This window comes from Aliikangiella litoralis, assembly GCF_052495765.1.
In genome coordinates this window covers 2,126,326-2,145,141 of record NZ_CP199292.1, presented here as the reverse complement: position 1 = coordinate 2,145,141, position 18,816 = coordinate 2,126,326, and the positions used below count along the sequence as shown (strand labels likewise).

Annotated in this window: 21 protein-coding genes; 1 reads left to right on the top strand and 20 read right to left on the bottom strand. The window is 35.5% G+C overall.

The window, feature by feature from the left end:
• Positions 1 to 71: 71 nt before the first annotated feature.
• The gene (locus tag ACT5E3_RS08945; RefSeq protein WP_444997965.1) at positions 72 to 413 is read right to left on the bottom strand and encodes a hypothetical protein; all 342 of its coding nucleotides are present in this window, start codon (positions 411 to 413) and stop codon (positions 72 to 74) included.
• Between the two features lie 352 nt (positions 414 to 765).
• Between ACT5E3_RS08945 and ACT5E3_RS08940 the strand changes: the two genes are divergently transcribed.
• Positions 766 to 1,806 carry an IS481 family transposase gene (locus ACT5E3_RS08940; RefSeq protein ID WP_444997964.1) on the top strand — a complete coding sequence of 347 codons (1,041 nt, stop codon included), beginning with the start codon at positions 766 to 768 and terminating at the stop codon, positions 1,804 to 1,806.
• Between the two features lie 189 nt (positions 1,807 to 1,995).
• Here ACT5E3_RS08940 and hppD read toward each other — a convergent pair whose 3' ends face one another.
• The 19 genes from hppD to ACT5E3_RS08845 form a co-directional block, all read right to left on the bottom strand.
• A complete protein-coding gene (gene hppD, locus ACT5E3_RS08935) occupies positions 1,996 to 3,039 on the bottom strand; it encodes a 4-hydroxyphenylpyruvate dioxygenase (protein ID WP_444997963.1) in 1,044 nt (347 codons plus the stop codon).
• 16 nt (positions 3,040 to 3,055) lie between these two features.
• On the bottom strand, positions 3,056 to 4,216 hold the full coding sequence (locus ACT5E3_RS08930) for a homogentisate 1,2-dioxygenase (RefSeq protein ID WP_444997962.1): 1,161 nt from the start codon (positions 4,214 to 4,216) through the stop codon (positions 3,056 to 3,058).
• Between the two features lie 430 nt (positions 4,217 to 4,646).
• Complete coding sequence (locus ACT5E3_RS08925; RefSeq protein ID WP_444997961.1) at positions 4,647 to 5,444, bottom strand: alpha/beta fold hydrolase; 798 nt, start codon at positions 5,442 to 5,444, stop codon at positions 4,647 to 4,649.
• The gene (locus ACT5E3_RS08920; protein WP_444997960.1) at positions 5,444 to 6,349 is read right to left on the bottom strand and encodes an alpha/beta hydrolase; all 906 of its coding nucleotides are present in this window, start codon (positions 6,347 to 6,349) and stop codon (positions 5,444 to 5,446) included. Before ACT5E3_RS08920 ends, ACT5E3_RS08925 begins: the two co-directional genes overlap by 1 nt.
• A 24-nt stretch (positions 6,350 to 6,373) precedes the next feature.
• Positions 6,374 to 7,048 (bottom strand): 2-hydroxychromene-2-carboxylate isomerase, encoded by a 675-nt coding sequence (locus tag ACT5E3_RS08915; RefSeq protein WP_444997959.1) that lies wholly within the window; start codon positions 7,046 to 7,048, stop codon positions 6,374 to 6,376.
• Positions 7,045 to 8,061: a thioesterase family protein gene (locus tag ACT5E3_RS08910; RefSeq protein ID WP_444997958.1), complete on the bottom strand. Its 1,017-nt coding sequence runs from the start codon at positions 8,059 to 8,061 to the stop codon at positions 7,045 to 7,047. The genes ACT5E3_RS08915 and ACT5E3_RS08910 overlap by 4 nt, the downstream gene beginning before the upstream one ends.
• Positions 8,062 to 8,117: 56 nt before the next feature.
• Positions 8,118 to 9,092 (bottom strand): beta-ketoacyl synthase N-terminal-like domain-containing protein, encoded by a 975-nt coding sequence (locus ACT5E3_RS08905; protein ID WP_444997957.1) that lies wholly within the window; start codon positions 9,090 to 9,092, stop codon positions 8,118 to 8,120.
• Between the two features lie 4 nt (positions 9,093 to 9,096).
• Positions 9,097 to 10,221 carry a beta-ketoacyl-[acyl-carrier-protein] synthase family protein gene (locus ACT5E3_RS08900; RefSeq protein WP_444997956.1) on the bottom strand — a complete coding sequence of 375 codons (1,125 nt, stop codon included), beginning with the start codon at positions 10,219 to 10,221 and terminating at the stop codon, positions 9,097 to 9,099.
• Positions 10,218 to 11,267 carry a beta-ketoacyl synthase N-terminal-like domain-containing protein gene (locus ACT5E3_RS08895; protein ID WP_444997955.1) on the bottom strand — a complete coding sequence of 350 codons (1,050 nt, stop codon included), beginning with the start codon at positions 11,265 to 11,267 and terminating at the stop codon, positions 10,218 to 10,220. The genes ACT5E3_RS08900 and ACT5E3_RS08895 overlap by 4 nt, the downstream gene beginning before the upstream one ends.
• A 5-nt stretch (positions 11,268 to 11,272) precedes the next feature.
• Positions 11,273 to 12,499, bottom strand: a complete 1,227-nt coding sequence (locus tag ACT5E3_RS08890) for a beta-ketoacyl-[acyl-carrier-protein] synthase family protein (RefSeq protein ID WP_444997954.1) — start codon at positions 12,497 to 12,499, stop codon at positions 11,273 to 11,275.
• 48 nt (positions 12,500 to 12,547) lie between these two features.
• A complete protein-coding gene (locus ACT5E3_RS08885) occupies positions 12,548 to 12,793 on the bottom strand; it encodes an acyl carrier protein (protein ID WP_444997953.1) in 246 nt (81 codons plus the stop codon).
• A 61-nt stretch (positions 12,794 to 12,854) separates the two neighbouring features.
• The gene (locus tag ACT5E3_RS08880; RefSeq protein ID WP_444997952.1) at positions 12,855 to 13,643 is read right to left on the bottom strand and encodes an SDR family oxidoreductase; all 789 of its coding nucleotides are present in this window, start codon (positions 13,641 to 13,643) and stop codon (positions 12,855 to 12,857) included.
• A 2-nt stretch (positions 13,644 to 13,645) separates the two neighbouring features.
• Positions 13,646 to 14,638, bottom strand: coding sequence for a beta-ketoacyl synthase N-terminal-like domain-containing protein (locus ACT5E3_RS08875; protein ID WP_444997951.1), 993 nt, complete (start codon positions 14,636 to 14,638; stop codon positions 13,646 to 13,648).
• Complete coding sequence (locus ACT5E3_RS08870; protein WP_444997950.1) at positions 14,638 to 15,795, bottom strand: beta-ketoacyl-[acyl-carrier-protein] synthase family protein; 1,158 nt, start codon at positions 15,793 to 15,795, stop codon at positions 14,638 to 14,640. The genes ACT5E3_RS08875 and ACT5E3_RS08870 overlap by 1 nt, the downstream gene beginning before the upstream one ends.
• Positions 15,796 to 15,809: 14 nt before the next feature.
• Positions 15,810 to 16,295: a hypothetical protein gene (locus ACT5E3_RS08865; RefSeq protein WP_444997949.1), complete on the bottom strand. Its 486-nt coding sequence runs from the start codon at positions 16,293 to 16,295 to the stop codon at positions 15,810 to 15,812.
• The gene (locus ACT5E3_RS08860; protein ID WP_444997948.1) at positions 16,292 to 16,702 is read right to left on the bottom strand and encodes a hypothetical protein; all 411 of its coding nucleotides are present in this window, start codon (positions 16,700 to 16,702) and stop codon (positions 16,292 to 16,294) included. Before ACT5E3_RS08860 ends, ACT5E3_RS08865 begins: the two co-directional genes overlap by 4 nt.
• Positions 16,686 to 16,943 (bottom strand): acyl carrier protein, encoded by a 258-nt coding sequence (locus ACT5E3_RS08855; RefSeq protein WP_444997947.1) that lies wholly within the window; start codon positions 16,941 to 16,943, stop codon positions 16,686 to 16,688. The genes ACT5E3_RS08860 and ACT5E3_RS08855 overlap by 17 nt, the downstream gene beginning before the upstream one ends.
• A gap of 20 nt (positions 16,944 to 16,963) precedes the next feature.
• Entirely contained in the window at positions 16,964 to 17,710 is a 747-nt protein-coding gene (fabG, locus tag ACT5E3_RS08850) for a 3-oxoacyl-ACP reductase FabG (protein ID WP_444997946.1), read from the bottom strand.
• Positions 17,703 to 18,815: a beta-ketoacyl synthase N-terminal-like domain-containing protein gene (locus tag ACT5E3_RS08845; protein ID WP_444997945.1), complete on the bottom strand. Its 1,113-nt coding sequence runs from the start codon at positions 18,813 to 18,815 to the stop codon at positions 17,703 to 17,705. The genes fabG and ACT5E3_RS08845 overlap by 8 nt, the downstream gene beginning before the upstream one ends.
• Position 18,816: the final 1 nt, after the last annotated feature.

Here is an 18,816-nt window from a genome sequence, read left to right as displayed (position 1 = left end):
TTAACGCCAAGCGTTTTCGTGTATTTAAGCGGAGCGGAAAGACATCAATAACCGCGTTTTGTTATGTGTTTTCAATACGCTCCACCTTTAGGAGTTAACCCTTCATCATTAGGGCATTTACCATATATTAATTCATTACCATCAGTACAGACTTCATGCATACTCCAAATGTGTACAGCATCTCCAGCAACTGCATTTTCATTTAAGTATTCAATAAAGTCTTCGTAATCATCGAATATCTCTCTATCAGGCGCACGACTGCCGTAAAAATGCCAATGCTCAACAATGATAGAGCCAATGCTTTCGAGAACACGTTCAATTTTTGACAAATTTTCTTCAGAAGTAATTTGGGCTCCATTCGAAACCCACTCTGTACTTCCTTTTGTGAACATTTTAAAAGTGATTCTTTCCATACAATTTCACATAACAGTATATTGAACTCATTAAATCTCAAACGCCCATTCAATGGCATTCCAACTTTTTATTATTATCAAATACTTACCTAACTTCATCACTAAGTCAACTCTTGGATTCAATAAGATTTACAGTAATCAAATACAAGCTCCTATATTATTCCTCTTAAATATCAATAGATTAAGATAACAAAACTGATTAATTACAAACAATATAGGTAGCAACGACTTACACTAGTAATATTAAATTGTATTAGTTCCGACTTCATCTGACACTTCAGCTTGACTAGAAGAGAGTTACCCGTTTTGATAAAGGTGTCGAATCTTTAAATCAAAACAAAAGGTAACTCTCATGCTACATACTAACAATCCAATTATTAAACACAAGGCAGGTTTATTAAACTTAGCCGAAGAACTCAATAATGTTTCAAGAGCCTGTAAAGTGATGGGCGTATCTCGAGATACATTTTATCGTTATCAAGAGTTAGTTGAAGAAGGTGGAATTGACGCCTTAATCGAAAAGACCAGACGTAAGGCCAATCCTAAAAATAGAGTTGATGAGGCGACAGAACAAGCCGTTGTTGCCTATGCCATTGAACAACCAGCCTTTGGTCAACATAGAACAAGCAATGAGCTGCGTAAACAAGGTGTCTTTGTTTCTGGCAGCGGCGTTCGTTCAATTTGGCTTCGTCATGATCTGGAAAACTTCAAAAAGCGTCTTAAAGCACTTGAGGAAAAGGTCGCTAATGACGGTATCATTTTAAGCGATGCGCAAGTTGCTGCGCTTGAAAAGAAGAAACATGATGACGAAGCTTGTGGTGAGATAGAAACCGCTCACCCAGGCTACTTAGGCTCTCAGGATACGTTTTATGTGGGTAACCTCAAAGGCGTTGGCCGAATTTATCAGCAGACCTTTATTGACACCTACAGCAAAGTTGCTTTTGCAAAGCTCTACACAACCAAAACGCCAATCACCGCCGCAGATATATTAAATGACAAAGTATTACCCTACTTTAATCAAAATGAATTGCCAATGTTGCGCATTTTAACTGACCGTGGAACTGAGTACTGTGGTCGCGTAGAGCATCATGATTATCAGCTTTACTTGGCGATCAATGATATTGACCATACCAAAACGAAAGCGATGTCACCACAAACGAACGGGATCTGCGAGCGCTTTCACAAGACGATATTGAATCAGTTTTACCAGATCACCTTTAGGAAAAAGCTGTACTCATCGATGGAAGATTTGCAAAAAGATCTGGACGTTTGGATGGAATACTATAACAATGACCGAACTCATCAAGGAAAAATGTGCTGTGGCAGAACGCCAAAAGAAACTTTACTTGATGGTAAATTGATTTGGGCTGAAAAGAATTTAGCTCAAATCTAAACTGACAGATACCGTTGGAAAAACGGGTAACTGTCAGATCAAGTCTGAGCTACTACAATTAAATAGAGTATCAAGGCTCTTGAGAACAGGGGTTGAAAGAATGAAATTACAAAACATGTAATTTCATTCAAAATAAGAAAGACTGAAAACAGTTATTTTAATAAGCCTTGGGATGGTTCATTCTCTAGTTTAAATCACCCCTCTCTTCTCTTGATCTCTTTCTATCGAATCAAACAATGCCTGAAAATTACCTTCGCCAAATCCGTTATCGCCTTCTCTCTGAATTAACTCTATAAAGATTGGGCCAAATAAATTTTTAGTAAAGATCTGCAATAAGTAGGTATTGTCAGCTTGACTATCCACTAATATCTGATGGTCTTTAATGCGCTGTTTATCTTCTTTAACAAAAGGCACTCGTTCAAATATACTTTCATAATAATCATCACCAATATCTAACGTATCTATTTTAGCCGGATCTAACGCATCACAAGATTTCACTAAGTCTTTAGTCAAAAATGCTAAATGCTGAACACCGGGCCCGTTATAAATATCAAGATACTCGTCAATTTGATTATTGTTATCATCTTTTCCCTGGTTAATCGGAATACAAAAAGTCCCACAAGGACTCTTTAGCGCGTATGAAAGCAATGCCGTTTTTGCACCTTTAATATCAAAATATCTCACTTCAGTAAAACCAAACACATCTTTATAAAAAGCAGCCCACTTTTCCATAGTACCTTTAAAAACATTATTCGTTAAATGATCAATTCTTAGAAAACCTTTGTCTTCAACTACCACCGGCTGCTCAAGTGAGTTGAAGTCATTATCCCAAATAGAATCCCCTTCTTCATATTTATCAATAAAATAAATCAAGCTATCACCGATACCATAAATAGCCGGATATGGAAGATCTTTAGTAGCGTTATCAGCTGCTTTTGCACCACGCTCTAATGCAACTTCAAAAGCACGACTAGCATCTTTTACACGCCATCCCATCGATGAAATTGCTGGACCATGACTTTTAACAAACTCAGCAGTAAAACCTTCTTTCTCTCCATTAAGTAAAAAATGAATATCATTTTGTCTGTAATAAGTAATATTTTTATCTTTGTGTTTTTTTAATTTAGAAAAACCAAACTCTAAAAACACATCATTCATAAAGTCATTATCTGGCGATGCAAACTCAGTAAATTCAATTCCAGTTAAACCTAATGGATTATTTTCTACACTCATGATTAATTCCCCTTTATTATTTTTCTAACCAGCTTTGGTTGTAATCATTCACCATACAACTTCTGAAGTTATCAGTAAGTTTTAATGGTGCAAATGTATCCACCATAACAGCATATTCAAACGTATCAGCAACACCAATAGAATCTTCTGTTCTACCCGGTTGAGGACCATGAGGAATACCTTTAGGGTGTAATGTAATAGAACCTTCTTCAATATCAGTACGGCTCATGAAATTTCCATGAACATAATAAAGCACTTCATCACTATCGATATTGGTATGATAATAAGGCGCAGGAATAGCTTCGGGATGAAAATCATAAAGTCTGGGTACAAAATTGCAGACAACAAAATTGTTAGCGGTAAACATCAGGTGATCGGATGGTGGCAAATGAATTTTACCCACTTTAGGAGCATACTCTTTTAAATTAATTGCCCACGGATAACAAGCACCATCCCAACCAACAAGATCATAGGGATGCCATTCGAGTACAGAAACCTGATATCGGCAGCCATATTTAATAAATAATTCAAACTCACCTTTTTCAACTTTTGCTTCTTGTAATTCCGGTCTCCTTATATCTCTTTCACAATAAGGTGCAGATTCAGATAGCTGACCAGTAGGAATCCTGAAATGAGCAGGAATGGTAACCATAGATGCTGACTCAATAATAAACAACTTATTATCATCGTAATTTTCAAACTTTAGCTGATAGGTTGTACCTTTAGGAATAACTAAGTAGTCAAACTCTTCAAACTTAACATTGCCATATTCTGAAGTTAACTCGCCACAACCTTGGTGCACAAACACCACCTCGTCGGCATAAGCATTTCGATAAAACTGATCGGTATCTTGAGTGACATTAGCAGTATAAAGCGCTACATCATTATTAAATAGGTGCATTTTTCTAGATTCAAAAAAGTTACCTTCACTACTACATTTTGATGTATGTACTTTATAATTTTGTAATAAGGAATCTTTCCACTCTTCACCATGAAAAATATTATGAGGTTTAACTTCAACAACTTTACACGGCATATTATGATGATATTTATTGGAATAAATATTAGAAAAACCATGGGTTGAGAATAACTCTTCTCGATACAACTCCCCATTTTCTTTTTCAAACTTAATATGTCTTTTATGAGGAATTTTTCCTCTTTCAATGTAAAACGGCACTCAGCATCTCCTGATTAACAATAATGGTTTTATATGCTACCGATTACTTTTGACTTAAAGTTGATCCAAATCAATACAATTTTGCAATGTAGGCGGGAAATACCGATAAACAGAATCTGTTTTTTAGATCAAAACCACTATTCTTTATATAAATATTTAATAATATAGATAATAGTTTGAACCGAGTTTTAGCCTGTAAGCGCAAACAATTCGTTTCATTGATGCTGACATAAATTTCAACAGGTGATAATAAAGAAATGATTAAATAATATAGCTAAATCACTATCAATTGGCATAGAGAAAAGTCAGGGATTTTTGTCACTATTAAGGCGTCTGGCGCAGTGCATAGCCGCTGACAACGAAAAGAGCGGCAAAAATAACGGCTTTTATTGTGACAATTGATAGTGATTTAGCTATATGTGCAAAACGCTTAAAGCTTCTCTAAAAAATCGTTAAGCGATATTCTCAGTTGCTTACTGCATTCCATAGGTATTGCATGACCAACAGAAGCATATTCTTCCCATTGTAAATTAGCTATTAGTTCTTTAAAGCGTTGTGCTGTTAACCTTGGACATAAAACATCATGTTCACCAGAGATGACCAATGTTGGGGTAGCTAAAGTTTTAAGGTGTTCTTCAGCATTAAAAGGTAAACAGCTCTGCAAAACTTTCTCCCAGTTAGCATTGTCTTGCTTTTCAAAAGTTAACACAGCCAGTTTTTTAAGCCTTTCGAGATACTCTGCATTTTTTTCAAAAAACTCTGGGGAATAATAACTGATAAACATTAGTTGACTAAACACGTTTATTTCTGAGTCTCGTAATACAGTTATAAAATGAGAAATAATCCAGTTTTGGCGCTCAAATATTTTTGAGCTCGAATTAATTAACGTAAGACTTTTTACTTTTTCAGGATAGATTTGTGAAAAATATTGAGCATTCCAGCCTCCCATTGAATAACCAACAATATGTGCGCTTTCTACCCCAATCATTTCCATTAAAGCATTTAAATCAGCAGCATAAGAATCTAAGCTAAATTCATAGTCAGGTTCATTAATACTCTCTCCAGTCCCAACATAATCAAATAAAACACAGTGATATTGCCGCTTTAAATCTCGAATAATCGGATACCAATTACTAATTCCTGAAGCGAAACCATTTAAAAAAATGATGCAATCTCCCTGACCATAAGACTCATAATACAGTTGACCATTTTTTACTACTAATTCCATTAAGTTTTTACCGTTTGCTGATTCAAAAACTGAATTAAACCATTTTCATAATGATCAGGATCGACCCGATATGCTTGTAAGTGTGATGAGTTTTCATACAAAATAACTTGCTTATCTTCAATACTCTCCGCTACTTTTAAAATATCGCTTTCAGGAAAAATAGGATCGCTATCATTAGTGATAAATAAAACTTTACTCTTAATCTTCGAAAAATCAGGCGGCCAAGTTGTGGCTAGCATACGCAAGCCAAAAAATTGAAAACAGAATTTCACAACCGGATAGAAAGCTTTATATTTAAAAAAACCAGGAAGCATTCCAAGTTCTTTACCCAAGGCATCTAAAAATTTACCATACAAACCTTCCACCTGATGACTAGGACCACTATCTAAAATAATATTACAAGGTTGTTTCATATCTCGATTGATAATATAAAGCGTAGGAAAAGTCGAAAAAGAAAAACTATACAAACTAAAAGTCTCTACTTGAGAAAACTCTTTTCTCGCAAATTCAAGAGCAGATTCAATATCATCAGTAAAACGTTCACTCATTGGCCAGAGTGAACGATCTCGACTACTGCCTCCATGATTTCTCAAATCAAAAAGCAGAACACTAAAACCTTCAGATATTAAACGTTGAGCTATTTTTAATTTACTTTCTTTAAAAGAACCTATTTCATGGGTAATCAAAACCAAGTGTTTTGCACCTTTGGCTTCCAAAAATATGCTATCCAACTCCACATTTGAACTAGAAGGTATTTTATAACTTTTGAGATTTAATTCGTTCTTAGCAGTTTTACGCCTTGGTTTAGTATAAGGGTGATAAAGCTTATAGGCTAAAAAAAAGCCAAATAAAATGCATAGTATCCAAGGTAATACCAGCAGTCCGAACACCAACCACATTGTCATCTCAAAAACTCCTAGTAAAAAACTTTAACCACACCCACCAGGATGATCGGTTTCGTAGTATGGCAAAAAAGAATCTGCAGTACTAGTAATTTCAGGTAGCTCTCCTTGAATGGATTTCACAAATAATTCAAAACGATCGATTCCCCAAAACTTATTATACCCATGAACAAAAAAGGGAATTCCAAATACACCATCTTCATAAGCTTTCATCATTTCAACAACTGAATCTTGCCTGATATCTTCATTCTCAAATGCATTTTTAGTCGCCTCTATATCTAGGTGACACGCTTCAGCAATTTTTGCTATAACATCTCTATTACAAATATCTTCACCTTTTTCCCAACGTGCTTCATGTATCTTGTTGAAAAATTCTTTGCCTTTACCTTCTTTTCTTGCGTAAAGATAAGCTAAATGAGGAATTTCCCAATGCTGATTATCAGGAGATGGCGGCCACTTTAATTTTAAATTTAATTTTGAAGTGATACGTTTAATATCTTGTAAAATATATAAATGCTTTGCTTTAGACATTGGGGTATAAGAATGCTCTCCCCCATTTTTAGTAATTAAATCACGAGATAAGTCATCTAATTCCCAAAAAGGAACATACTCCACATTAAGCGAAGTAAGTTTCTCTAGCCAACGTGCCCCTATCCACGAATAGGGGCTTCTAAAGTGAAAATAGAACCGACACTTTTTCATTTGTTATTTAACGCATTTAAAGTAATTTCATCAAACGAAACTAATTTCCACTCCTTTCGGCTAACATTTTTAGCATAACCATGAGTAATTTCACCCGTAGCCACATGCACTAAATTTCCATCACGTTTTACATAGCAATCCATAATATGTGTGTAAGTAGAGTCTCGGAAAATATAATCCATGCGGAAAACGGTATAAATAGTTTCTTCCATAATTGCATCTTGCAGCATAGTAATTTTTGCCGATGGAACCACCGGTATCCACTGACGAGTATCTAAATAAGTATAAATAGAAATACCGCGATCGGCCCAGAACAAGTCTGCAACTTCTTCCATAATACGAACGTAACCAGACATTTGCATAAATTTAGTATAATGACAGTATATATAAGGAATGTGCCACTTCCATACAAAAACATTGTCTTCAGGTTTATAAACTTGTGTGATTAAAGAATCATCTGGTTGATTTTCACCACGCCCTTCAGAAGGGTCAAAATCTGGTGTTCTTGGTGCTTTAAACTGTCCAGTTCGATCTAATTTAGAAACAACAAATGGCTGCACAGAATCTGGAACCTGTTCAAAATCAGTAACACCATCGTGCTGTTTAAACATAACCGCTATATTTCCGGTAGAAGCTTTAATTTTCTTACCATCGCGATCAACATACATTCTGAAAGCAAAAACCATTTCCTTATTTTTTGTTTTCTTTGGTTGTACTTCAATATCAACTAAATCATCCATTTTTAGCCCGTGAAGAATTCGAATATTATGATCAACCAAATCAAAGCAAATTCCATTATCTTCATAAAGTTTTCTAGGAATAATGCCATGTTCTCGATAAAACTGAATAACGGCTTCTTCAGCAAGATACATCACATGCTTAAAGCCTATATAGGTATTAATATTACACCCTTCAAATCGAGGATACATTTGAAATGATTTTACATTATCTGTTGATAACAACTGTTCAAAAACTTTGCTATCAATTACTTCCTTATCTAATAGTTTGTTCATTTTATTTGCCCTATTATGTTAACTTTATGATTATAAAAATAATTAAATACTAATCTCTATTGAACTTTAACTTCTATCGAAGACAAGCCATCGCCATAGGTTAGTCCATTACTAACTAACGCTGTTTGTTTATTTTCACGCTTTAAATAAAATAATGCCTGAAGCACCTGATAAACACCTAAAGCACCATATAACTCACCGGTATTTTTAGAAGCATCGACTAGTGCAGAATTATTGAATTGTTCCTTCTTAACCGAGTTAATAAAATTTTTACTTCTGCTAGATGTTTGAGCAGGCACAAACCAGACATCGGGCTCTACATAGTTAGACGAGAATAGTTTTGGCTCTGAAAAATATTCATAGTCTCCAAGCAAACCATAAACTTTAGCCGATGAATTCTCATCATAGGCTTCTAGAATAAGACATGATGCCAGCTCACCTAAATTAGCAGGAGAACAATTAGGGTTATCAGGGTTACACTCCGTCATCATTTGTTCCGTAATTTCATTACAAGGTTCAACACCAACAACAACCATTTTTTCTGCTCTACCTGAGCGAATCATTTGTATAGCCATGTTAATCGCATCAACGCCTGAAGTTGCACCATTACATAGCATTAGGTTTACCGCTTTAAATCCATAACGAATAGCAATACTTGAAGGTATTACATTGCTAGAAGCAACGGGCAAATTCATTGGGCTTGTTTTATCAACATGTTCTTGATGAATAATTTCAGACTCTTGGCAAACGGTATCCATATTACCCAAGTTAGAACTAACAATAATACCAATATCTTTTCTTTGTTCCTTTTCAAGTTCAAGTATGCCTGCTCTATCAAGTGCTTTATGCACAGCACATAAAGCCAACTTAGTTGCTTCATCTTTATATCGAAGCCCTTTTTTACCCAGAACATCTTGAGGTTTAAATTCTCCGTATACCACTGAGTCATCTAAAGCATCTAAAACACTCTCATTATTCCAGCCAGGTATTTCCCACCCTACACTAGTAACAGCAATTAATTTTTTATTCATTTCATTAGCTCCTTGATATAACTGCTACAGCATTAACACCACCAAAACCAAATGCATTAACTTGGATATTCTGTATTGTTTCAGCCGAAATTGATTTCGCTAAAAGCTTTATTTGTGTGCTACCTTCAATGGGATTTTCTAAACCAAAAATAGGAGGCACTTCATTATTTTGTAAACTCATAATTGCAGTAATAACACTGACTAAACCAGAAGCACCTGAAGTATGTCCTATGTTAGGTTTAACACCAGTAACGAAAAGGTCATTCGTTTTATCACTAAAAAATTGATTACTTGCCGCCAATTCCACTTCATCATTTAATATTGTTCCTGTGCCATGTACAAATAACGCATCAATATCGGCAGGAGCAATTTTCGAACGTTGACTGGCATCACTCATTGCTGTTACTAAGCCACTTTGCTCTGGTGCTGTGTCTTGGTACGCATCACAAGAAAAACCAACACTTCTTAACCAAGCTTTAGGCTTGACAGGATTTTTTTCCAAGACAACTGCCGCGGCACCTTCTCCCATAATAACGCCGCGCCGATCTTGATTAAAACTACGCAAACTTTGTGGATTCATAGGGTTAACTCGATCAAGCAAGCCGAACATGCTTTCTGTAATTGAGTCTGTGCCAGCAGCTATTGCACAATCTAATTCACCAGACTCTAACATATCCATCGCCATACCTAACGCAAAGTTAGAGGCAGAACAAGCATTGCAAAAAGTATAAACCTGAATGTTATCTGGTAAGTTTTTTGTTACCGCTTTACCAAAATGTAAACGTTCCATACTTATCGGCATTTTTTTATTGTGCCACAACTCAACCGAACGTAACTCTCTTAATCCAGTACCAACAAAAACGGCACATTTCTTGTTTGATAAATCAAGGTGAGCAGTTTCAATAGCTTGTTCAACAACTTCTTGTAACCATTCACTCGCACGATATGGACGCTCACCTAACTCTTTTCTATCATCTATTTCATACGCATGTTTGGTATTAAATTTATCTTCATCAAAAGCTTTTAGAGGACTATTACCATCTTTCAATTGACACAAGGCTTGATAATATTCATCAACATTATTTCCTATACACGTTTTTACCGCCACACCGGTTATACCGATACTCATGATTTTTCTCCATATTTTAATATTAAAATTCCGACTCTCCCAGAAGGGTCAAAAGTAACTGTCAAGCCATATTTATTTGCACTATTACTTATACTCTGATGAGCTAACAAAATTGCAACTTGCATTCCACTAGTCGCAGAGAGGCAATCAGCTACATAATTATTAGAGCAAAGCAAGTCAACTTTATTAAAAGATAATTTTTTACAGATTTCTTTAACAAAAAACAGTTCATCATCTGAAAAACAATTAAAGCAAACATTAATTGAATGATTATTATCAAATCCTTGTTGAACTAACGACTGTTGAATCAGGCTTGACAGTTCATCTAACTTTTCATTAAAAGACAAACGATTGAAATATGATAACCTTTTAGCTTTTATTATTTCTGTATCATGCTTAGATAAATGTTCATCACTCAGCAAAAACATGGCACAGCCTTCGCCAACTTTATGCTTATCTGACAAAGCATTTTTCTTAGGTAATATAGCATTTGAATAAGCACTAAACTCTTCAACGCAACCAACTAGCGCAAAACCTATTCTTTTCTGGCAGAAAGAATTATTCGCATATTCAATAGCAGAAATTCCAGAGTGAAAACCAGAAGATATTGTTGTATTAACACCAGTAAATTGGTGCCAGATACTCACTTGCCCTGCTGCACAGTTCATTACAGTTTGAGGGAATTGAATAGGATTAATCCATTCAATCATTTCTTGTTCGTGAATATCTCTAATAAAGTCAATTTGACTTTTAATACTGCCGGTTGCAGTTCCAAGGATGACACCTACTTTGGACTTATCGTCAAAAGCATCAGAATTTTCATTAACTAATAGTTGAGAGGCGGTAGTTGCATACGCACCTAAGTCATCCATATTTCTCACCCCTTTTTTACCAAGGTGAACTTTTTTATTAAACTTATCAAAATTAACAGGTTCACTTAAAGGTGCTTTTGTTATTAGTGATTTTTGATTAATTGACTTTATAAATTCTTTTTTACCGATACCTATCGGCGAAACTGTAGTCCAATCATGAATAAATAATCGCATATTTATTATTCCATCGAGTCTGTAAATCGTTTCAATAGGACAATTGCATTGTTTCCACCAAATGCAAATGCATTATTTTGAACTACGTTTAAGGATGCATTTCTAGCTTTGTTAGGTACACAGTCTATATCACACTCAGGATCGACTGTCTTAAAATTGGCCGTAGGTGGCAAAAAATCATATTTAATGGCTAGTGTACAAGCTATTGCTGAAAGCGCGCTAGCTGCCCCCATCGTATGCCCCAACATTGATTTAATAGAGCTCATTGGAGGCATATTTTCCGCATAAATAGATCTCATAGCCGCCGTTTCAACGACATCATTAATTGCAGTAGCTGTGCCGTGAGCACAAATATAATCAACATCTTCAGCTTTTACATTGCATCGTTCTAATGCATCTTGGTTACATTGAATAATTCCATCTAAGTTGGGTTGCATAACATGATGACCATCGCAACTTGCACCATACCCTAAAATTTCAGCATAAATTTTTGCGTTTCTTTTTTTGGCGCTATCAAGAGATTCTAAAACTAAAACACCTGAACCCTCACCAGGTAAAATACCTTTTCTATCAATATCAAAAGGAGAACAACTTTCTGGCGCTAATGCACCAATTCGATAAAAACCACCAAAGTTTTTTAAACATTGAGAATCACTTCCTCCGCAAATAACAATATCAACCTCACCCGATGAGATTTTATCGAAAGCATATCCAATCGAATAGTTTCCAGCAGAACAAGCCGTTGCAAGAACAACTGAATCGCCCTTTAAACTAAAAGCTTGTTGAACCGAGTCCGATATGGCTTCAGCCGTAATCAATTGGGGTAGTTGTTCAAATGACGCAGCAGGCTGAGCAATGTATTCTAAAACAAACTCATCAAAGGTAGCTGACTCACCATCTGTAGTTCCCATGACCACATCACATCGTTCTTCTGACAGCTTTTCTTTTGACAGACCACTATCAACCAATGCTTGATGAGCAGCAACTATAGCCATCTGGCTACTTCTGCCTAAATTTTCAATCTCTATATTTTCAATTGAATAATTAGTATCGAAACCTTTAACTTCACATCCAATATGACTCGGGAATTTATCAGTATTAAAAGACTGAACTTCTGAAGAACCAGTGACGCCATTTTGTAGTGCACTGAGAAAAGAATCAGAACCAACTCCTATGCTGGACACCACGCCAAGACCTGTTATAACAACACGCTTTTTATCTGATGTGTTCATATCAATTTATATTATCCCCAAATTAGCTACGACATTTGAACGAATGAATTATTGCGCGACAAATTCGTCAACAACTTCATAAATACCTTTAAGATTAACCATGCGAACTAATTCATCTTGAGGTATCTTTGCCTTAAAATTCCTTTCAAGACTAGCCAATATTTCAATGGCTCTTAATGAATCTGCATCATGATCTTCTTTAAAAAGACTTGTTTCTGTAATTTCCTCCTCTTCAATTTCAAGAATCTCACACACCATTTCTTTGATTTCTTCATTTCTTTCTGCTACTGACATTTTAGTCTCCTGTTTAAAGGTTTAAGTTGTGTTTAAAAATAGTATTAAAAGTTGAGTAAAATTAAATGGTAAGAATTTCTCCACCATCAATATTAATAATATTCCCTGTCATCCAAGAGCTTTCCATTTTACTAAGATGACATAATGCTTCTCCTATATCCTCAGGAGTTGATAATCGACCATGAGGATTAAAGGTTTCTGCACGCTCAATAAGTGCTTTAAATTCTGGTATTTTCTTTAAAGAAGGCGTATCGGTAATACCTGCGCGAATGGTATTTACCATAATGCCATGAGGCGCTAACTCTGTAGCAAGTTGTCTAGCATGAGACTCTAGTGCACATTTTGCAGCAGATACTGCTCCATAGTTTTGTGAATACATCACACTGCCACCACTTGTCATTGCAAATATTTTTGCTCCAGACTTAATCAATTTTGACTCCCAAAGATCCTGAGTCCAATAAACTAAACTATGCGCCATAACCGATAAAGTCATTTCCATTTGGCTTTTTTGAATAACACTCTCGACCTCTTCAGTTTTGATAAATGGTAATAAAGTACCAAATGCTAAAGAATGCAACATTAGATCAACCGTATCTCCTTTTAGCAAATCTTTTATATGCTCTACAATATCACGACGTTCCTTTTTGCTATCGGCATTTCGATTAAAAAACACCACCTGCTCACTATTTTTTTCAAGCTCTTTTTTGAGTGTTTCAATCTCATTTTCTCTTTCTGAAATATCAAAGTGCAAACCAACGATATTCCAACCATCTTTACTCAATGAACGTGCACATGCTTGTCCAATACCACTTGAAACACCCAATATGAGACACCACTTTTTAGCAGCCATAATTATTTATCTCCTGACTTAGAATATTCTGTTTCCACCCATGAAAGCTGACCTGTCGGACTAATAGCAATACACAATGCACTTTCTTTATCCAAATAACTTTTTGACAGTTTAATCACTGCATCTAAACAGCCTAGCGGTGTATCTTCAACTTCATCTTTTGGTAATTGAATATCAAATTGACTACAGATATCTTGAAGAACTCTAGCGACTCGACCACTATGAGAATCATTTAATTTAGATAGATGGACTTTTTGAATATTTCTCTTTGATAGAATGGGTAGCAATTGATTTTCTAAAATATTTCTAATGATTGTTTCAACATTATTGCAATCAGCAGATGGAATAAAGGTACTTGCTGCTTCTACTATCCTTAAATATTCATTATTATTTTTTGCTAAGTCATTTGTTGAAGCCAGTTCAACTGCACAAGCTCCCCCTATAGTTTTAACGGTATAATGTTTATTTAAATTAAATTCGCTAACATCTTCCATAGCTCCTGCAATCGCATAATGGGCCCGACCATTAAGTAAAGCATTTTTGGCATATATAATCGCTTCTAAGCCAGCAGTCATCGGATTCATTAGTGTAATATTAAATGCTTTCGCTTTATTTTTAATTGATAATACGCCTGTAGCCACATTGGCACAAAATGAAGGAGCATGCATAGGATTAATGCCTTCAGCCCCTTTTTCAATAATCGCTTTATCCATTTCATCTAAAACTTTTCGTGTGCAACTATTGCTACCAATAATAATGCCTTTTGCTTCATCACTTAGTTCACAGTTATGTTCAGGCAAGTTTTTAATCGCAGCCAACATATATTGAGTTGAAGTAGTAAAATATCGAAAACCTCGGCCTCCCAAATCAACTTTAGGATCAAACCAGTCATGCTCAACTAATGACATTTTCTGATTAACATCAAAATTTGTTAATTCACTTCTACTTTTAATGTTAGGTATCATTGGGGAGACACCAGTAATATAAATACTCATTATCTTCCCACCACAACCGAAATATTATTACCTCCAAATGCGTAAGCATTCACCAAAATATTATGAGCATCTAAATGAATAGGTTCATCGATAGGGATCGGAAATTCAAAACTAGATTCTTTTGATTCAAGGTTGACCGTTGTTGGTAATAGTTTGTGCTTAAAAATCAAGCAAGCTACAACAATAGAAAATGCACCAGAAGCTCCGCCACTGTGTCCTAAACGAGATTTAATTGCAGTAACATATGGTAGCTTTTCATTACCACCAAAAATTTTAGTTAATACCGAAACTTCTAATGCATCATTTAATGGTGTTCCAGTACCATGCGGTAAAATACAATTAATTTCATCTGCTTTTATATCACTAGAAGTAAGCGCTTCACGCAGAGCTCTTTCAATTTGCTCTCCTCCAGGTTCAGGTGCAGTTGGCTGATGCGCATCACAACTCCATCCTGAAGCCTTGTATTCACAGTAGTAGTTTTTATATCCTCGTTTAAGCATGCTTTCTTCTGATTCAAGTACAACAAACGCAGCCCCTTCACCTAAAACAGTTCCTTTTCTCTCAGTATCAAATGGACGACATTTTCCCTCATCCAAGGCCCCTAAACGATTAAAACATGACAAAACAATTCTAGAAGAGGACTCTACACCACCAGCAATCATTAAGTCAGCATCACCACGCCGAATTGACTCAGCAGCCATATCAATCGCATATAAACCAGAGGTACAGGCATTACTAATTGTCAGATTCGGGCCACACAAGCCAAAACTGCTAGCGATAGTTGAAGACATTTGAAAAGGAAAATCTTTTTTTGCGTTTTCAAATCCATCTTCAAAACGTGAACTTTCTAATTCAGACTCATCTCCCATTGTTGTTCCTATAGATAAGCCTCCTCTTAACTTTATTTCATCCCCAAGCTGTGAATCTTTAATTGCTTGATGAACAGCATTCATTGCCAGTTCTTCTGTTCTACCATGACTATTTTTTTCATTAACATCTTCACAAGAAAAGATATAACGATTAGCAATTCGATCAGAAAAAATATCAAAGCCCTTAACAGGCTGAGTTGCTTCCTCAAGCATATATTGCCACAACTGCTCTGCATTATTTCCACCTGGAAATACAACACCGATTCCTGTTATAAAGACTTTACTCATGAACAATCTCCTAACTATCCAAACAAACTTTGGCTTGACCTTATTGCAATTAATACGCTATCAACTAAAGCAGCGGTCAAAGACTCTTTACTGCCCGCTTTTTTTACTTTTATTTCACCACCGATCACAACGGTATCAGCAAGCTCTTTAATAATTGATACATGATGTTCAAGAACATCTCCCGGAAAAACATCTTGCTGTATTTTTACACCTAAAACAGAGCCAGCCAACATGACATTATCAACATCAACATCAATATTCTCTCTGCTTTTCATACACAACAATGCGCCAACTTGAGCAAAAGATTCTATTTGTAGAGAAACGGGATAACGTAAATCATTAATTTCTGTCGCATCAGTGACACCTCGATAACAAGGCTCATTCAAAGTAACATTTTTGATACCAACACACTGAACCTTTTCTTCAAGACTGATCACACTATCAACCATTAAAAAAGGGTAACGATGCGGTAACAAATGTCTTATTTCATTTGCATTCATAAGTCCCTCCTTGAATAATTCACTTTAACTTTAGCAAACTTCACTTCTCCGTAAGATAATGTTGACTTCATAGATAAAACATCTTTATTGTCAGTAAAATCACATTGGCATACGACTTTCATACCTGGAGTTACAGGAGATAAGAATCTAGCGCTAACAACTTCAGAAAGCAGCCGTATATCATTAGTTTCTTTTAAATACACTTCTCCTAAATATAATGCATACTCAATTAACATTACTCCAGGCAGTATTTTGTTCTGTGGAAAGTGCCCTTCAAATACAAGTTCACTCTCATCAAACAACCTTTCTGCCATAACAGAGTTTTCCGTCAATGAAATTTCACCTTGATGAAAGTGATAGTTCATTGGGTACGGTAAATGAATAGCTTGACTAGTTGAAGTTTGCATTCTTCTCTACCAAAGCTTTATAAACATTTTCAACGGTTGTTAAATTTTTTATATCCGCTTCTTTGAATTTAACACCATACTCTTTTTCCATAGCGACCATGACTTCTAATCCCATTAAAGAGCTCAGCCCTAGATCTTCCATGAAATGGTCAGTATCCGAAAATTCTTCTTCTAAATCTAAAACATCAGTTAAAAGTTCTTTTAAGTGAGCAATATGCTCTGCATTAATTGTTGCTTCCATTATTTTCTCCAATATTTTGTTTAAACGCGTAAACCACCATCAATCTGTAATACTTGACCGGTCATATAACTTGATTTATCTGAACATAAAAATGATATTGCATTAGCAATGTCGTCAACAGTACCAACTCTTTTAAGTAATATTTTTTTTTCGATATCTTTTTTAGCTTTATCGGTCATTCCACTGATCATATCCGTTTCAATTAAGCCCGGAGCCACCACATTGACTCTAACGCCATAACGCCCCATTTCTTTGGCTAAAGATTTTGAAAATCCAATAATACCGGCCTTAGCGGCAGAGTAATTAGTTTGGCTAGCATTACCTAAAACGCCGGAAATTGAAGACAAATTAACGATTGAACCATGGGCTTGTCGAATAAATGAAATAGCTGCGCAACGGCAAACATTAAATACACTATTAAGATTAGTATTAATCACTTTTGTCCAGTTTTCTGGTTCCATCAAAGCCAACGGAGCATCAGCATTAATACCCGCATTATTAACAACTACCGAAAACTCACCAAAATTTTCTTCTATATCTTCAAGCATATTTCTAACCGCGTCAAAATCACTGACATCACAAGCGACGCTATAAGATCGACGACCTTTTTCTTCGATGAGTTGCCGAGTAATATTCGCAGCTTCACTATTACTGTGATAACAAAAGGCAATATCAAATCCATCTTCAGCCAACTTAACAGCAGCAGCGCGTCCTATACCTCTAGAACCTCCGCTTACAAAAGCAATAGGGTTATTATTTTCATTCATTTATATTTACCGACTTTAATGACATTAAGGCAAAATTACCTTCAGGATCGATTGAATTCACTAAAACGCTTTTATTTTTAGTATCTTTACCAATAGTATTTTCATTCATTAACTTTTTATTTTTTAAGTGCAATAACGATTGAAGCAAATTCAAACTTCCACTAGCACCTAAAGTATGGCCAAATAGTTTTTTATTATTTAATAATGGTATAGCTAAATCACAAACAATTTCATTAATGCTATCCAATTCTCTTTTAGCGACTGGTGAACCAGGATAACTATCGGTAACAATCGCAGACAAAGACTCTAAGTCAGCACCTTTTAGACATTTATGCATAGCGTTTTTTAGCGTGTTTGAATTAAGGTTTTCTGGACAAAAGCCATATTGCCAAGACTCAATGGTTGCGTACCGATTAGACATTGCAAACCGTTTGTCATCATCTCGATGAAGCACAAAAAGACAGGTTGCTTCACCTAAAGAAAAACTTGAACCTAAACTTTTTATTTTATTGCTATTTTTTTCTAACTGGAATTTCCTTTGTATAAAAGGATGCATCATTTCAGTTCCACCAGCAATCATTACGTCAGCTTTTCCAGCTCGAATATATTCAGCACCTTTAGCAATAGCAAGCAAACCAGATGAGAGACCAGAATTCACCACTGTATTGGGGCCTGTAAATCCAAACTCGATAGCCGGTTGTCCAGAAACAGAATTAAAAACAATTCCCGGAAAGAACAATGGACTTAAACCTAAATAATTATTTTTCTTTCCTTCATAACAAGTTTGCTTAAAATCAAAAATGCATCCTATTCCAGCAAACACACTACCTAACACAAGCCCAACTCGGTTACTTAATAGTTCATTTGTATCAACACCAGAATCATTTAATGCAGCTTGTACCATGCAAATACTACGAATTGTTACCTCATCTAATGGTCTTAAATAACGTCGCTTAATATAATTAGCCGGTTTAAAATTTTTAAAATCATACGGCTGATTAGCCATTTCTCTTTGGCTTAATATACTATGGTGCGATTCTATTTGTTCACCAAGCGCAGAAACCACTCCAATACCTGATATACAAATTTTATTATTCTTATTCATA

What these genes read in the sequence shown, in the direction of transcription:
- ACT5E3_RS08865 (WP_444997949.1), bottom strand. Translation starts at nt 16,295, where the DNA reads ATGAATGCAAATGAAATAAGACATTTGTTACCGCATCGTTACCCTTTT.
- ACT5E3_RS08855 (WP_444997947.1), bottom strand. Translation starts at nt 16,943, where the DNA reads ATGGAAGCAACAATTAATGCAGAGCATATTGCTCACTTAAAAGAACTT.
- ACT5E3_RS08910 (WP_444997958.1), bottom strand. Translation starts at nt 8,061, where the DNA reads ATGAACAAACTATTAGATAAGGAAGTAATTGATAGCAAAGTTTTTGAA.
- ACT5E3_RS08895 (WP_444997955.1), bottom strand. Translation starts at nt 11,267, where the DNA reads ATGCGATTATTTATTCATGATTGGACTACAGTTTCGCCGATAGGTATC.
- ACT5E3_RS08885 (WP_444997953.1), bottom strand. Translation starts at nt 12,793, where the DNA reads ATGTCAGTAGCAGAAAGAAATGAAGAAATCAAAGAAATGGTGTGTGAG.
- ACT5E3_RS08860 (WP_444997948.1), bottom strand. Translation starts at nt 16,702, where the DNA reads ATGCAAACTTCAACTAGTCAAGCTATTCATTTACCGTACCCAATGAAC.
- ACT5E3_RS08875 (WP_444997951.1), bottom strand. Translation starts at nt 14,638, where the DNA reads ATGAGTATTTATATTACTGGTGTCTCCCCAATGATACCTAACATTAAA.
- fabG (WP_444997946.1), bottom strand. Translation starts at nt 17,710, where the DNA reads ATGAATGAAAATAATAACCCTATTGCTTTTGTAAGCGGAGGTTCTAGA.
- ACT5E3_RS08940 (WP_444997964.1), top strand. Translation starts at nt 766, where the DNA reads ATGCTACATACTAACAATCCAATTATTAAACACAAGGCAGGTTTATTA.
- hppD (WP_444997963.1), bottom strand. Translation starts at nt 3,039, where the DNA reads ATGAGTGTAGAAAATAATCCATTAGGTTTAACTGGAATTGAATTTACT.
- ACT5E3_RS08915 (WP_444997959.1), bottom strand. Translation starts at nt 7,048, where the DNA reads ATGAAAAAGTGTCGGTTCTATTTTCACTTTAGAAGCCCCTATTCGTGG.
- ACT5E3_RS08905 (WP_444997957.1), bottom strand. Translation starts at nt 9,092, where the DNA reads ATGAATAAAAAATTAATTGCTGTTACTAGTGTAGGGTGGGAAATACCT.
- ACT5E3_RS08890 (WP_444997954.1), bottom strand. Translation starts at nt 12,499, where the DNA reads ATGAACACATCAGATAAAAAGCGTGTTGTTATAACAGGTCTTGGCGTG.
- ACT5E3_RS08845 (WP_444997945.1), bottom strand. Translation starts at nt 18,815, where the DNA reads ATGAATAAGAATAATAAAATTTGTATATCAGGTATTGGAGTGGTTTCT.
- ACT5E3_RS08925 (WP_444997961.1), bottom strand. Translation starts at nt 5,444, where the DNA reads ATGGAATTAGTAGTAAAAAATGGTCAACTGTATTATGAGTCTTATGGT.
- ACT5E3_RS08870 (WP_444997950.1), bottom strand. Translation starts at nt 15,795, where the DNA reads ATGAGTAAAGTCTTTATAACAGGAATCGGTGTTGTATTTCCAGGTGGA.
- ACT5E3_RS08920 (WP_444997960.1), bottom strand. Translation starts at nt 6,349, where the DNA reads ATGACAATGTGGTTGGTGTTCGGACTGCTGGTATTACCTTGGATACTA.
- ACT5E3_RS08880 (WP_444997952.1), bottom strand. Translation starts at nt 13,643, where the DNA reads ATGGCTGCTAAAAAGTGGTGTCTCATATTGGGTGTTTCAAGTGGTATT.
- ACT5E3_RS08945 (WP_444997965.1), bottom strand. Translation starts at nt 413, where the DNA reads ATGGAAAGAATCACTTTTAAAATGTTCACAAAAGGAAGTACAGAGTGG.
- ACT5E3_RS08900 (WP_444997956.1), bottom strand. Translation starts at nt 10,221, where the DNA reads ATGAGTATCGGTATAACCGGTGTGGCGGTAAAAACGTGTATAGGAAAT.